Source organism: Acinetobacter sp. M5A5_2a (assembly GCF_053345265.1).
The window spans coordinates 269,634-282,845 of sequence record NZ_JBKEZV010000004.1; the positions used below are offsets into that span (position 1 = coordinate 269,634).

General features: G+C 39.6%; 17 protein-coding genes. 13 read left to right on the forward strand and 4 right to left on the reverse strand.

The window, feature by feature from the left end:
• Positions 1-27: 27 nt before the first annotated feature.
• Together ACLBWE_RS08025 and ACLBWE_RS08030 are read right to left on the reverse strand one after the other, a co-directional pair.
• Positions 28-498 (reverse strand): copper resistance protein NlpE, encoded by a 471-nt coding sequence (locus ACLBWE_RS08025; protein WP_375036995.1) that lies wholly within the window; start codon positions 496-498, stop codon positions 28-30.
• Positions 499-684: 186 nt separating this feature from the next.
• The gene (locus tag ACLBWE_RS08030) at positions 685-1,008 is read right to left on the reverse strand and encodes a hypothetical protein (RefSeq protein ID WP_005042208.1); all 324 of its coding nucleotides are present in this window, start codon (positions 1,006-1,008) and stop codon (positions 685-687) included.
• A gap of 201 nt (positions 1,009-1,209) precedes the next feature.
• Here ACLBWE_RS08030 and ACLBWE_RS08035 point away from each other — a divergent pair, with 201 nt between their 5' ends.
• The 9 genes from ACLBWE_RS08035 (at position 1,210) to ACLBWE_RS08075 (ending at position 7,484) form a co-directional block, all read left to right on the forward strand.
• Complete coding sequence (locus ACLBWE_RS08035) at positions 1,210-2,085, forward strand: urease accessory protein UreD (RefSeq protein WP_447602158.1); 876 nt, start codon at positions 1,210-1,212, stop codon at positions 2,083-2,085.
• A 100-nt stretch (positions 2,086-2,185) separates the two neighbouring features.
• Positions 2,186-2,488, forward strand: coding sequence for an urease subunit gamma (ureA, locus tag ACLBWE_RS08040; RefSeq protein WP_002117495.1), 303 nt, complete (start codon positions 2,186-2,188; stop codon positions 2,486-2,488).
• Between the two features lie 11 nt (positions 2,489-2,499).
• Complete coding sequence (locus ACLBWE_RS08045) at positions 2,500-2,808, forward strand: urease subunit beta (RefSeq protein ID WP_447602160.1); 309 nt, start codon at positions 2,500-2,502, stop codon at positions 2,806-2,808.
• 37 nt (positions 2,809-2,845) lie between these two features.
• Positions 2,846-4,546, forward strand: coding sequence for an urease subunit alpha (gene ureC, locus ACLBWE_RS08050; protein ID WP_348950287.1), 1,701 nt, complete (start codon positions 2,846-2,848; stop codon positions 4,544-4,546).
• A 72-nt stretch (positions 4,547-4,618) separates the two neighbouring features.
• A complete protein-coding gene (gene ureE, locus ACLBWE_RS08055; protein WP_231763894.1) occupies positions 4,619-5,101 on the forward strand; it encodes an urease accessory protein UreE in 483 nt (160 codons plus the stop codon).
• A complete protein-coding gene (locus tag ACLBWE_RS08060) occupies positions 5,088-5,753 on the forward strand; it encodes an urease accessory UreF family protein (protein ID WP_133746561.1) in 666 nt (221 codons plus the stop codon). The genes ureE and ACLBWE_RS08060 overlap by 14 nt, the downstream gene beginning before the upstream one ends.
• A 24-nt stretch (positions 5,754-5,777) precedes the next feature.
• Positions 5,778-6,392 (forward strand): urease accessory protein UreG, encoded by a 615-nt coding sequence (gene ureG / locus ACLBWE_RS08065; RefSeq protein WP_002117800.1) that lies wholly within the window; start codon positions 5,778-5,780, stop codon positions 6,390-6,392.
• Between the two features lie 9 nt (positions 6,393-6,401).
• Positions 6,402-6,971 (forward strand): HupE/UreJ family protein, encoded by a 570-nt coding sequence (locus ACLBWE_RS08070; protein WP_447602164.1) that lies wholly within the window; start codon positions 6,402-6,404, stop codon positions 6,969-6,971.
• A 57-nt stretch (positions 6,972-7,028) separates the two neighbouring features.
• The gene (locus ACLBWE_RS08075) at positions 7,029-7,484 is read left to right on the forward strand and encodes a hypothetical protein (protein ID WP_424613325.1); all 456 of its coding nucleotides are present in this window, start codon (positions 7,029-7,031) and stop codon (positions 7,482-7,484) included.
• Between the two features lie 73 nt (positions 7,485-7,557).
• Here the strand turns inward: ACLBWE_RS08075 and rsmD are convergent, their stop codons facing one another.
• Positions 7,558-8,103, reverse strand: a complete 546-nt coding sequence (gene rsmD, locus ACLBWE_RS08080) for a 16S rRNA (guanine(966)-N(2))-methyltransferase RsmD (protein ID WP_347018722.1) — start codon at positions 8,101-8,103, stop codon at positions 7,558-7,560.
• Entirely contained in the window at positions 8,103-10,115 is a 2,013-nt protein-coding gene (gene mrdA / locus ACLBWE_RS08085; protein WP_347018721.1) for a penicillin-binding protein 2, read from the reverse strand. Before mrdA ends, rsmD begins: the two co-directional genes overlap by 1 nt.
• 235 nt (positions 10,116-10,350) lie before the next feature.
• On the opposite strand from mrdA, the gene ACLBWE_RS08090 reads away from it, so the two are divergent.
• From ACLBWE_RS08090 to ACLBWE_RS08105, 4 genes are all read left to right on the forward strand, one after another.
• A complete protein-coding gene (locus tag ACLBWE_RS08090; protein ID WP_447602167.1) occupies positions 10,351-10,869 on the forward strand; it encodes a hypothetical protein in 519 nt (172 codons plus the stop codon).
• A gap of 59 nt (positions 10,870-10,928) precedes the next feature.
• Positions 10,929-12,242, forward strand: a complete 1,314-nt coding sequence (locus ACLBWE_RS08095) for a hypothetical protein (RefSeq protein ID WP_133746558.1) — start codon at positions 10,929-10,931, stop codon at positions 12,240-12,242.
• Between the two features lie 86 nt (positions 12,243-12,328).
• Complete coding sequence (gene adk, locus ACLBWE_RS08100) at positions 12,329-12,982, forward strand: adenylate kinase (protein ID WP_003652994.1); 654 nt, start codon at positions 12,329-12,331, stop codon at positions 12,980-12,982.
• 72 nt (positions 12,983-13,054) lie between these two features.
• Positions 13,055-13,192 carry a hypothetical protein gene (locus tag ACLBWE_RS08105; protein ID WP_003652992.1) on the forward strand — a complete coding sequence of 46 codons (138 nt, stop codon included), beginning with the start codon at positions 13,055-13,057 and terminating at the stop codon, positions 13,190-13,192.
• Positions 13,193-13,212 lie beyond the last annotated feature (20 nt).

Sequence of the window (13,212 nt, forward strand, 5' to 3'; positions counted from 1 at the left end):
GCGGGTTTTTTTATCATTAATAAATAATTATTTTTTCAATACATAGTGTTCAGCTAAAGAACCTTCAACTTTCTTACCATCCATATCTAAAGCAGTTGCCGTATTTTCACCAATGAAGAATTTACGATTTTGTCCTTTATCATCTAAGGTAATTACAGAGGTATTATCTTTATCAAAAGTAAACGTACCATGTGTTTCAAATGGATTTTTATCACCTTTGCCAAGATAAGTTTCAGTCAATTCATAAGTTTTATCATCTTTTAACTCTAACTCAGTTTTAATGCCTTCACAGTCTGCACATGGAAGAGTGCCTTTATATGTACCGTCCCAATCTAGTGAGTTTTCAGCTGTATGAGCGGTATCTACTGCATTGTTATTTGATTCAGTAGTTTGTGCAGGAGCAGAGGCTTGTTGTGTTGTATCGGCTTTATTTTCGTTTTTGCTACAAGCAACAAGAAGGGCACTTACAAGTGCAACTGATAATAATGTTTTTTTCATGATGATCTAAACCTCGGAAAATAAATAAAAAAGCAATAAATAGGCTATGAAATATGAGAGCTTAATAAAAGTTTAAGTATGTAATTTAATTTTAACAAAAGGTAAAGTGAGTAAATTTTGAATAATTATTAAAACAAAAATAAAAAGGAGGTATTCACTAAAACGATTTAATGAATACCTTATAAATTACGGTTGTGCTGAAACTCCACCTAAGGAGTCGCATGCTGATTTATAGAGTTGGTATTGTTGCTTTAAAACCTCATCCAGCGGCATGTCGAATAATTCTTCACCATTTTTGTAGCTCTCTACGTATGAAGTTGCTTTTTCTTTGCTTACCGCTAAAGATTGCTGGTAGTAAGAATTAATCGAGCTTGTTGCAAGCTGGCTTGTCTCAACATTTTTACATTCGAAATTGTGCAGGATCTTTTCTGCACGTTTGACCTCACTAGATTGGCCAAAAATACACCCAGTTAAAAAGACAAGTGGGGTTAACACGAAAAAAAGTTTCATGGAGAGCAAGTATGGAAGCAACGGTGGGCGCTATTGTATAAACAATTCCATAAGTTACTGTGGTTTTATGTTAGACATTGATGATTTTTTAACTCATTAAAATCGAAAAATTGTATCTAATTTTATCAGTCGGCTTATTTTCATATTTGGTGCGTATTTTGCTTATAAGTTTAAGCACTTATTTTGAACATATGAACCAGAATGAATCAGGCACAACCGTTTCCAAAAAACTCTTCAGCACCATTTTGGTATGCACAACTCGAGCTCGGTTTTTGTTTTGAAAATTCACGCACCATAATGAGTCATAGAAAACATCATGGCCCTGTTAGGGTGCAAAAAATGCTCTGGCCTGAAAGAACAGGTGTATGCCATGCGATTATTGTACATCCACCAGCAGGAATTGCAGGAGGAGATCATCTTACTTTTGAAATTGAAACCAAAGATCAAGCCCATGCGGTAGTGACTACTCCCGGAGCGGGGAAATGGTACAAAACCAATGGGAAACAAGCTTTTCAGCATATTCATTTGCATGTGAAAGATCAGTCTATTTTAGAGTGGGTTCCACAAGAAACGATGCTTTTTGATGGGGCTTTAGCGCATTCAGAAACTCATATTCATCTTGATAATGCTGCAAGTTTTATTGGATGGGATATGTTGGTACTTGGGCGACAGGCACGTGCTGAGCGCTTTGTTCAAGGGAGTTATTACAACCAGTTTAAATTGTGGCGCGAAAAAAAATTGTTGGTTGCAGATACATTGTATTTTGAAGGAGAAGATCGTTGGCTTAGTTCATGTTTAGGTATGAACAATCAAGCTGTGATGGGAAGCTTTTGGGCAGCCGCTCCCGAGAAATATCGTTCATCATTTTACTTAGAACAACAGTTAGAACTCATTCGAGAATTAATGATGCGTATGCAGGCACCTGTCACATTAACCTTATTGGATGATGTGGTTTCGGCCCGTTTTTTGGGAAATGATGTCCGACATTGTCATGATGCTTTTGCAGCTATACGGGCTAAATTGCGTCGATATTGGTTTGATTTAGAAGAAGAATTTCCAAGAATTTGGAAAACCTAAGTTACGTTAAATTGCGTATTTAAAAAACAATTAAATTCAGTATGCTACTTTTGAGCACGTATTTTGCTTAAAGAATATAAATGAAATTTAGGAAAGAGATATGGAACTCAATCCAACAGAAAAAGATAAATTACTGATTTTTACAGCAGGGCTGGTTGCTGAGCGACGTAAAGCGCGTGGCTTGAAACTGAATTATCCTGAAGCTATTGCTTTTATTTCAGCAGCTTTACTTGAAGGTGCACGGGACGGTATGACGGTCAGTGATTTAATGCATTACGGTACAACCTTATTAAAGCGCGAAGATGTAATGGATGGTGTGCCAGAAATGATTGCTGAGGTTCAGGTCGAAGCAACTTTTCCAGATGGCTCGAAATTAGTCACTGTCCATCAGCCAATCGTATAAAAGGAACGCTTATGATCCCCGGCGAAATCATTACTCCAGATGCTGATATTGAACTGAATGTTGGGCGGCAAACTTTAAAAGTTATCGTTGCCAATATGGGAGATCGGCCTATTCAGGTGGGTTCACATTTTCATTTTTATGAAGCAAATGATGCACTACAGTTTGATCGTGAAATGGTGAAAGGCTTCCGATTGAATATTGCGGCTGGTACAGCAATTCGTTTTGAACCGGGACAAACTCGGGAAGTTGAACTTGTTGCTTTAGCTGGTAAGCGAGAAGTATATGGTTTCGCAGGCCGCATTATGGGTAAGTTGGATTAGACATAACAACGATAATGAAAGAGATGAGTATTAAGTTATGAAAATGTCACGTCGTGCATATGCTGAGATGTTTGGTCCAACAGTCGGTGATCGTATTCGCTTGGCTGATACAGAGCTCTTTATTGAAGTTGAGCAAGACTTAACGATATATGGTGAAGAAGTTAAATTTGGTGGCGGAAAAGTCATTCGTGATGGGATGGGGCAGTCACAGCTTTTGGCCAATGAAGTTGCTGACACGGTCATTACCAATGCTTTAATTGTGGATTGGTGGGGAATTGTTAAAGCTGATGTAGGTTTAAAGAATGGTCGCATTTGGAAAATAGGAAAAGCTGGAAACCCTGATATTCAACCAGACATTACGATTCCTTTAGGGGCTGCAACAGAAGTGATTGCGGGTGAGGGACAAATTTTAACAGCAGGTGGTATTGATACTCACATTCACTGGATTTGTCCTCAACAAGTTGAAACTGCGCTTATGTCTGGTACAACGACAATGGTTGGAGGTGGTACAGGACCAGCAGCAGGAACCTCTGCAACTACCGTGACTCCGGGACCTTGGCACATTGCTACCATGTTACAGGCCATTGATGATTTGCCGATGAATATTGGCTTATTAGGCAAAGGTAATTTAAGTTTACCAGACCCAATTCGAGAGCAAATTAAAGCTGGGGTGATTGGTTTAAAGCTGCATGAAGATTGGGGTTCAACACCAGCAGCCATTGATAACTGCTTGAGCGTGGCAGATGAGTTTGATGTGCAGGTCGCGATTCATACAGATACTTTAAATGAAAGTGGTTTTTTAGAAGAGACTCTAGCCGCATTTAAAAATCGTACGATTCATACCTACCATACCGAAGGTGCAGGTGGTGGGCACGCACCAGACATTTTAAAAGCGATTGGACAAAGTAATGTTTTGCCATCTTCTACTAATCCAACACGACCTTATACGATTAATACCATTGATGAGCATTTAGATATGCTGATGGTATGCCACCATTTAGACCCAGCAATTGCTGAAGATATCGCTTTTGCAGAAAGTCGTATTCGCCGTGAAACGATTGCAGCTGAAGATATTCTGCAAGACTTAGGCGCGATTGCCATGATGTCATCTGACTCTCAGGCAATGGGCCGTGTGGGGGAAGTCATTTTACGTACTTGGCAAACTGCCCACAAAATGAAAATTCAACGCGGCCCTTTAGAGGGTGATAACGAGTTTCATGATAATAATCGGGTTAAACGTTACATTGCCAAATATACGATTAACCCAGCAATTACACATGGTTTAAGTCATGAAGTTGGTTCGGTTGAAGTTGGAAAACTTGCTGATTTGGTGTTGTGGAAACCTGCCTTTTTTGGGGTGAAGCCATCTATGATTATTAAAGGCGGCATGATTGCAGCAGCACCAATGGGTGATATTAATGCTTCAATTCCGACACCTCAACCAGTGCATTACCGTCCAATGTTTGGCGCCTATCCACGTGGTGTGCACAACACCTGCATTACCTTTTTATCTCAAGCAGCGATTGATGAAAAAGTTGCTGAAAAATTAAACCTTAAAAAGTTAATTAGTCCATGTAAAAACACGCGTGCGATTAGCAAAACCGACATGAAACACAATACATATTGTCCTGTTATGCATGTACATCCCGAGACTTACGAAGTGCGTGCAGATGGTGAATTATTAACATGTGAACCTGCTGAAGTATTGCCAATGGCTCAGCGTTATTTCTTGTTTTAATGAGTTTTACAGAGGTGATTTGCCTCATTAATTTATACATATGAATGAAATAAATAAGGAGAGAAGAGCTAAATGAAAATCTATACACAACGCCTTGAACATATTTCTCCTGATCAGACATTTGAAACGGTTGAACTGACTTTTGATACCCGCCAAAAATCACGGTTTCGAGCGGCTTTAGCGAGTGGCGTAGATATTGGTGCCGATTTACCACGTACTGGCATTTTGCGCAGTGGTTCATATATTGCAACTCAACAAGGTGATGTACTACGTGTTGATGCTAAGCCTGAACGTTTAATGCAAGTGATTGCTGCAACCGATTTTGATTTGCTTAAAGCAGCCTACCACCTCGGTAACAGACATGTACCATTAATGCTGACACCTACTGCTTTATATTTTGAGCCTGATCATGTACTTGCAGAAATGGTAGAGGGCTTAGGTCTGAAAGTGACAGAGATTGATCATCCATTTGAACCTGAAAGCGGTGCCTATGCACAGCATAGTCATGATCATCGCTTAAGCCCAATCAAAGCTTTGCACCATGTCCATTCATAACGCGGCGCAATTACTTCAATTACTGACATTGTCTTCTACGGCATTGCCAGTTGGGGCATATTGTTATTCACAAGGTGTAGAAACAGCCATTGATATTGGCTTAATACACGATGAAACGTCGGCAATTGCTTATTTCGAAGAAGTGCTTGAAATGCTGTTAGTACGCTTTGAGCTGCCAGTACTGAAACGTCTCATGCAACATCATGATGACCAAGATCAGTTTCTGGTTTGGGCAAATTTATATAGAGCAAGCCGAGAAAGCAAAGAGCTTTTAGCGGAATCTCAGCAGCTGGCATTTTCTTTAAATGCATGGATTAGAGATGTTTTAAAAAAAACTGTTGAGGTTAAAAAGCAGTTTGGTTTTGTGCCTGTCTATGCACAGCTCTGTGGTCGACTTGAGCTTAAAGACGTTGATGTGCTCACAGCCTACACTTTTACTGTTCTAGAAAATCAGGTTCTGGCTGCGGTAAAAACCGTACCGTTAGGGCAAATGGCTGGACAAAGAATTTTATGGCATTTACATGGTTTGGTACCACAGGCGATAGAGAAAGCCTTAAAACTTAATGATGAGCAATTGAGCAGCGCTTTACCTCGTTATGCCATGCTGAGCATGAAACACGAAACACAATATTCACGGTTATTCAGATCTTAAGTTTAGGAAAAAAGGATAAAAATCATGACAGAACGTAGTCCATTACGAGTTGGAATTGGTGGGCCGGTGGGTTCGGGTAAAACTGCGCTTACTCTTAATTTATGTTTAGCCTTGCGTAATAAATACAACATGGCTGTGGTAACGAACGATATTTATACCAAAGAAGATTCAAACTTTTTAACCCGTAACGAAGCAATGTCGCCAGATCGTATTGTGGGTGTAGAAACAGGGGGATGCCCACACACAGCAATTCGCGAAGATGCTTCAATTAACTTGGCCGCAATTGATGATTTGTGCGAAAAATTCGAAGGCTTAGAACTCATTATTATTGAAAGTGGTGGTGATAATTTAGCGGCAACATTTAGCCCCGAACTTTCTGATTTAACGTTATATGTAATTGATGTAGCCGGTGGCGAAAAAATTCCACGTAAGGGTGGGCCGGGCATTACCAAATCAGATTTACTCATTATTAATAAAACTGACCTTGCGCCAATGGTTGGTGCAAATCTTGATGTGATGGATCAAGACGCGAAACGGATGCGCGGAGAAAAGCCGTTCTTATTTTCAAATATGAAAACACAAGATGGCCTTGAAGAAATTATTCAATTTATCGAGAAACAAGGGCTGTTTAAAGCTTAGGGAGAGATTATGGACTTCATAAAAAAATGGGGCATAGGGCTCCTTGCATTGCTACCCACACTTGTAATGGCACACCCTGGACATGACCATCAACATTCGGGTTTTATGGCGGGTTTTATTCATCCATTTACTGGTTTAGATCATTTAGTGATGGCCTTAGCTTTCGGTGTTTTACTCTGGTCAGCAGCTAAACAATGGAAAATTGTGGGTGTAATGACTTTGAGTGTTACCTTAATTATTGGTTTTTTAATCGGTGCTCAAGGCTTAGTACCTGCAAATGTTGCTGAATATGGGATTATTGCTTCTTTGATTGTTACAGCAATTGCACTATGGACAAAATCAAATCGTGTTTTACCAATTGCTGCGGCATTACTTGCAAGCTTTCATGGCATAGCGCATGGTGTTGAGTTAGCACATGCAGGGCATGTCGTTGCATTAGTAACAGGCATGGTTATGGCTATGGCTTTAATTTATTGTGGTGGATTGGCATTAGGTGCTGAACTTACACGATATGTGCCTTATGGTAAAAAAATTGTAGGCGCTTGTGCGGCAATTGTGGCAGTGATTGGGTTAAGTTAATTAAAACCTTGCAAAAAAAGGTAGCTTTAAGCTACCTTTTTAGATTTGCAAAATAAAATGTGTGTGCATAAAAATATTTATACTGTTTTTACAGCAATTATTATCTTTTATAGTGGATATGTTCAGGCCTATGATTTTTTTCAACCAGAAAGTGATTCTACTTTCCTAGATTCAGACCAGTTGTTAGATCAATCAGATTTAAACTTGGAACAAAGGCGGTTAGCCATTGAGCATGATGATGAAGTTAATAACTATAATGTGCTCAAAAATGAATTTTATTCAAATGAGCGTTGGGTGATTTATAATTATACAGCCTATGATACGGGACAACTTCAGAACAAAAACATCAATGGTTTAACGAATCATCTTAATATTCAAGACTTATACATTTCAGTTGGATATGGAGTTAATTATAGTGTTAATCCAAGACTGAAAATTGGTTATGAATATATTTCGAGTTTTCCTTATGATCGAGGTCAACTCATACGATTTTTTACGATCTATTTATTTTGAAATACAAAATGAGAATAATCTAATTCAAATAAATAGATCCGGTAAATTAATTCATCATAAAAATGCTACATGATTAAATTTTCTGATAAAGCCCTGCGTGGACTGTACCCGCTTTGGTGGTTTTAACTTGTTGCCATGTTGAAGGAAGGTGAAGCTGAGATAAATCTCGGTCAGCTTCAACGTAAATATATCCATTCTTTTTAATATGCGGTTCTGCCAAGTTCGAGAGTTCTTGCCATAAATCTAGACTATAAGGTGGATCTAAAAACACCACATCGAACTGTTCTTTCAAACGGGGTAGAGCTTGTTGAGCAGTTGCATTGATTAAATGACAGTTTTGAGCTTTTAATAGCTCAACATTATCTTTTAAAAATCGTGCCTGAGTCTTGTCTGGTTCAATCATATAAACTGACGCAGCACCACGTGACAATGCTTCAAAACCTAATGCACCAGAGCCTGTGCACACATCAAGGACATGCGCATTTTGAATATCCCACATGAGCCAGTTAAACAAAGTTTCACGTACTCTGTCTGGAGTTGGGCGTAAACCATCAATGCTAGCAAAAGGAAGTACTCGTCTTTTCCATTTGCCGCCAATAATACGTAATTGATTTTTCATTATTCGTCGACCTCATTAGTTGCAGGACGAGCTGGTGTAGCTTGTGGTGTTGATGCTGCAGGTGCAGTTGAGGTAGTTGCTGCTGGACTAGAGCTTTCACCGCCGCTAGAGAGTTCACCTGGCTTAATCCCAGCTGTCATCAGTCCACCATTGACTTGATGGTTTGCTGGTCGAATTGGATTTTTCTTACGAGTTAGTAACCAATAATCAAAAATAGGTCTTGCCAGTTGGGCAGCAGAACCACCATGACGACCATTTTCCCAAATCACGGCAATCGCAATTTCTGGTTTGTCAGCAGGTGCAAATCCAACGAATAAACCATGGTCAAGTTGGCGTTCGCTTAGGGCTGATTCATTGTAACGTTTACCCTGTGCAATACTTTTAACCTGTGCAGTTCCTGTCTTTCCTGCAATTTGGTACAAAGGAGTACGAATGCCTCGGCCAGTACCTGATTGAATTACATCAATCATGGCATCGCGCATTTGAACCCAGTCTTCATCCGTTCCGTTGAAGTTGATTTTGCCATCAGGTGCATTACGTACAGTAAATGGTTTTGCACCATGAGTTGCACGTAAAACGTGAGGGGTGACATGAGAACCATGATTGGCTGTAATTGCAGTAGCCATAGCAAGTTGTAATGGTGTAGCTGTAAACGCACCTTGCCCAATACTCACAGAAATAGTTTCACCTTTCATCCATTTGGCTTTGCGAGTACGCATTTTCCATTCAGGATTTGGATAAAGACCTTCACTTTCACTTGGTAAGTCGACACCTGTTTTTTGACCGAATCCAAATTGACGCATCCATTGGTTCATTTGATCAATACCCATTTGATGGGCAAGAATATAAAAATAGGTATCACATGACATAATAATGGCTTTATGCATGTTCACGATGCCATGACCAGATTTTTTCCAGTCGCGGAATTTATGAGAATCACCAGGTAAATGGAAGTAACCTGGGTCAGAAATTGCTGTTGACCAGTTTACAATCCCGTAGTGTAAACCGCCCATGGCTTCCATTGGTTTAATGGTAGACCCAGGTGGATATGCACCTTGTACAGCACGGTTATAAAGGGGTTGATCTAAACTATCACGTAAAGAACTATAATCTTTATGGTTAATACCAGTCACAAATAAATTAGGGTTGAAACTTGGACTAGATACTAAAGCCAGAATTTCGCCAGTACGAGGGTCGATGGCGACAATGGCACCACGACGGCCTGCGAGCTGTTGAGATGCAACCGCCTGTAAACCATAATCTAAAGATAAATAGAGGTCATTCCCGCGAGTGGGGTCTTTACGGCCTAAATGGCGCAATATATTACTATGGGCATCTGCTTCAACAGATTCATAACCCGGTGTTCCGTGTAACAAATCTTCATAGCTTTTTTCAACGCCAATCTTTCCAATCAGGTTGGTTCCCGCATATAAATCTTTATCAATACTTTTTAATTCTTTATCGTTAATACGCCCTACATAACCAATCACATGAGCAAATAACTCACCATGTGGGTAATAACGGGTCATTTGCGTTTCGATTCTTACGCCGGGAAACTTATATTTAGCTTCACTGAACTTGGCAATATTGGCTTCGGTTAGATTAAGTTTAATCGCGACACGTTCAGTTTTTCGAGCAGTTTTTATACGACTTTTGAAACGGTCAATATCTTCTTGTGTTAGATCTAAAATAGGCTGTAGCTGCTCAACAACATGGTCGGCATCTTCCACATCTGTTTTACTTAAAGTTGCTGTAAAAACAGGGTAGTTGTCTGCCAGCAATACACCATTTCGGTCATAGATATAACCACGAGCAGGTGGAAGTGGCTGCAAGCGAATTCGGTTTTTGTCAGATGCAGTAGAGAATTCGTCGTAGTGAAAAATTTGTAGATAAGCGTATCGGCTAATTAATACTAATAAGCAAATGATAACCAGACCTACGGCAAAAAAGATTCGTCCTCGATAAATGCGCTTTTCTTGCTGGATATCTTTTAAAGGAAAGTGCTGCTTCATAAGGATCGACTTAATGACATAGGGTAGAAAAATAGCTGCTTATTCTAACGCAAGAGAGCTTAAAATATTGCATAATTTTCAAAGTTTCATTGCATTTCCATAAGATACTTTTTGACTTTGCAGACAACAAAATTGTAGATACTTGTATATAAGAAGCAAAATAATTCTGTTAAAGTCTCTCATTCAATAGAATAGGGTTGTTCTCACCATACGATTAGGGAAAATGGAGAAAATAATGAGAAAAATTTATCCCTTACTTGCAGTTTTGACGGTAAGTAGTTGGGCTCATGCTCAAGACTATTCGTTTCTTTCAGAAGCAAAATTAGCAGGACATACGGCATCTACGTGGAATGTGGGTGCAGGTTTTACACAAAAATTATTACATCTAAACGGCGAATGGGTAAACCCTTATGGTATTGCCTATGCAAAAGTTGGTGCATTTTTGAATGGTGACAAAACTGCTGGTGGCCAAGTCGGGTTTCGCTATCCTTATTATCTTACCGGCACAGATAAAAATGGTTACTATATCGGTTTTTATGCTGGGCATCTCGATAGTAAAGAGGTAGATGGTGATTATAAATCCCGTTTAGGCGCTGGTGTCGATTTGGCTTATGTATTGTTGAATTCAGAAAGAATTAGTACTTTTAGTGTGGGTATTGGTGCGGCGGAAAAATTAACTGACCAAAATGGAAATGTTGCCGCGGATACTAAACCACAAATTCAATTTTCTTATTCTCTAAGTTTTGGTTTATAAAAAAGCAGTTTATTGTTAACTCGCCATAAGCAGAGCACAAATAAATACGAGAGTCTTACATGTTAGAGTACGTCAGCGGATTGTGGCAGACCTTTTTACACAGACCTGATTTTTGGGCCGTTTTGAGTATTATTCCAGTCACTGCCTTTGTTACATGGGCACACGTGTGGATGGCTTTAAAAATGGTGTTTTACCCAATTAAATTTTGGGGTTTCCACTTAGGTCCATTACCAGTAGGTTGGCAAGGTATTGTGCCACGTAAGGCTGGACGTATCTCAGGTATTATTACCGACAATACTTTATCTAAATTAGGTTCATTGCGTGAATTTTTAGAAGCAATGGATCCTGAAGATATGGCACGCATTATTGGTGAGCAGGTTGGGTTTGAACTTGAACATCTTATTGATGAGGTCATGATCGATCGTAATGCTGTACTTTGGGAAAACTTACCTTATTCAATTAAACGCCGTATTTATGCTCAGGCGCATAAGCAATTACCAGGCGTGTTAAGAGAATTAGTGACTGAGCTGACCATGAACGTCGAGTCACTGGTTAATATGCGTGAAATGGTGGTGAGCCAGATGGAAGGTGATCGCCGTTTGATGGTACGTATGTTTTTAAAAGTTGGACAAAAAGAAATCAACTTTATTTGGCATATTAGCGCTTTAATTGGAATGTTCTTTGGTATTTTCCAAATGATTGTTTGGTTTGTCGTACCTTGGCACTGGACAGTCCCGTTTTGGGCTTCAATTTGGGGGTTTTTAACGAACTGGATTGCAATCTGGATGGTGTTTAACCCTCTTGAACCACATTATATTCGTTACCCACAGATTTTTAGGTTAACAAAAGATCGTAAGTTTCCTTGGATTGTACCGGTTCTTCGAATTGGGACCTATAATTTCCAAGGTGCTTTCATGAAGCGTCAAGAGGAAGTCTCTGATGTGTTTTCAAGCGTAGTAACAGAAGATTTGATTACGTTAAAATCGATTATGACCGAAATGATGTACGGGCCGCGTAAAGATAAAACCCGCCGTATTGTGAAGCGTCATATTAACGAAATCATGGAAACACCGTTAGTTCGTACATCTTTACAGCTTTCTTTAGGGCCAAGAGAGTACGCAAGGTTAAAGACGGACTTGATTGATCGTTCAATTGAAATTACGATGGGACCCGTATGTGACCCAGCGCTGAACGCAAGCCGGGCACAGAAGATTTTTCAAATGTTTAAAGAGCGTATTCGCGAACTGACACCAAAAGAGTTTCAGAATTTATTGCGTCCTGCATTTCAGGAGGATGAGTGGATTCTTATTGTACTAGGTGGGGTAACCGGATTTATTGCTGGTACAATACATTTGTTTGTGGCTTTCTTATAATTCGACGTCGGGCAGGATCTATTGAAGATTAATGAGACTTTTTCTGCCAGGCTTCACATTCATTGTTTTAAATGAGGATGTTTTTTATGCGCATTATCTTACTCGGACCACCTGGGGCAGGCAAAGGGACTCAGGCTCAGTTGATCTGTAAGCGCTACAATGTCCCACAAATTTCAACCGGTGATATGCTCCGTGCTGCAATTCGTGAAGGTACTGAATTAGGTCTAAAAGCTAAAAGTGTAATGGAATCTGGTGGTTTGGTTTCAGATGAACTTATTATCGGTTTAGTAAAAGAACGTATTGCTCAACCTGACTGTGCAAATGGCTGCATTTTCGATGGCTTCCCACGTACTATTCCACAAGCTGAAGCTTTGGAAAAAGAAGGGATTAGCATTGATCACGTGATTGAAATTGATGTTCCTGATGAAGAAATCGTACAACGTCTTTCTGGTCGTCGTCAGCATCCAGCTTCTGGCCGTGTTTATCATACAGTTTACAACCCACCTAAAGTGGAAGGTAAAGATGATGAAACTGGTGAAGATCTTGTTCAACGTCCAGATGACCAAGAAGAAACGATCCGTAAACGTTTAGCGTCTTATCATACAGAAACCGAGCAATTGGTTGGCTTCTATCAAAGCCGTGCTGCATCTGGTGAGAATGCACCGACTTATGACAAGCTTAATGGTTTACGTACAATTGAAGATGTACAAACAGACTTGTTTAATATTTTAGATAAATAATTAAAATATTATTTGTGACAAGGAGCTCTCATCATGAGGGCTCTTTTCTTTCATTCAGTGCAGGAGAACAATATGAAAATCATATTGATTTTGGTGGTATTGCTAAGTCTGGCACTCGTCATATTTTTGGGTTATCAGAGCTATAAAATGCTTAGGCAGGTACAAAAACAAGCAAAAGAAGAGCGTAATCAGAACAAGCGTCTAAAGTAAGTTTGATTGGGTATGTTACC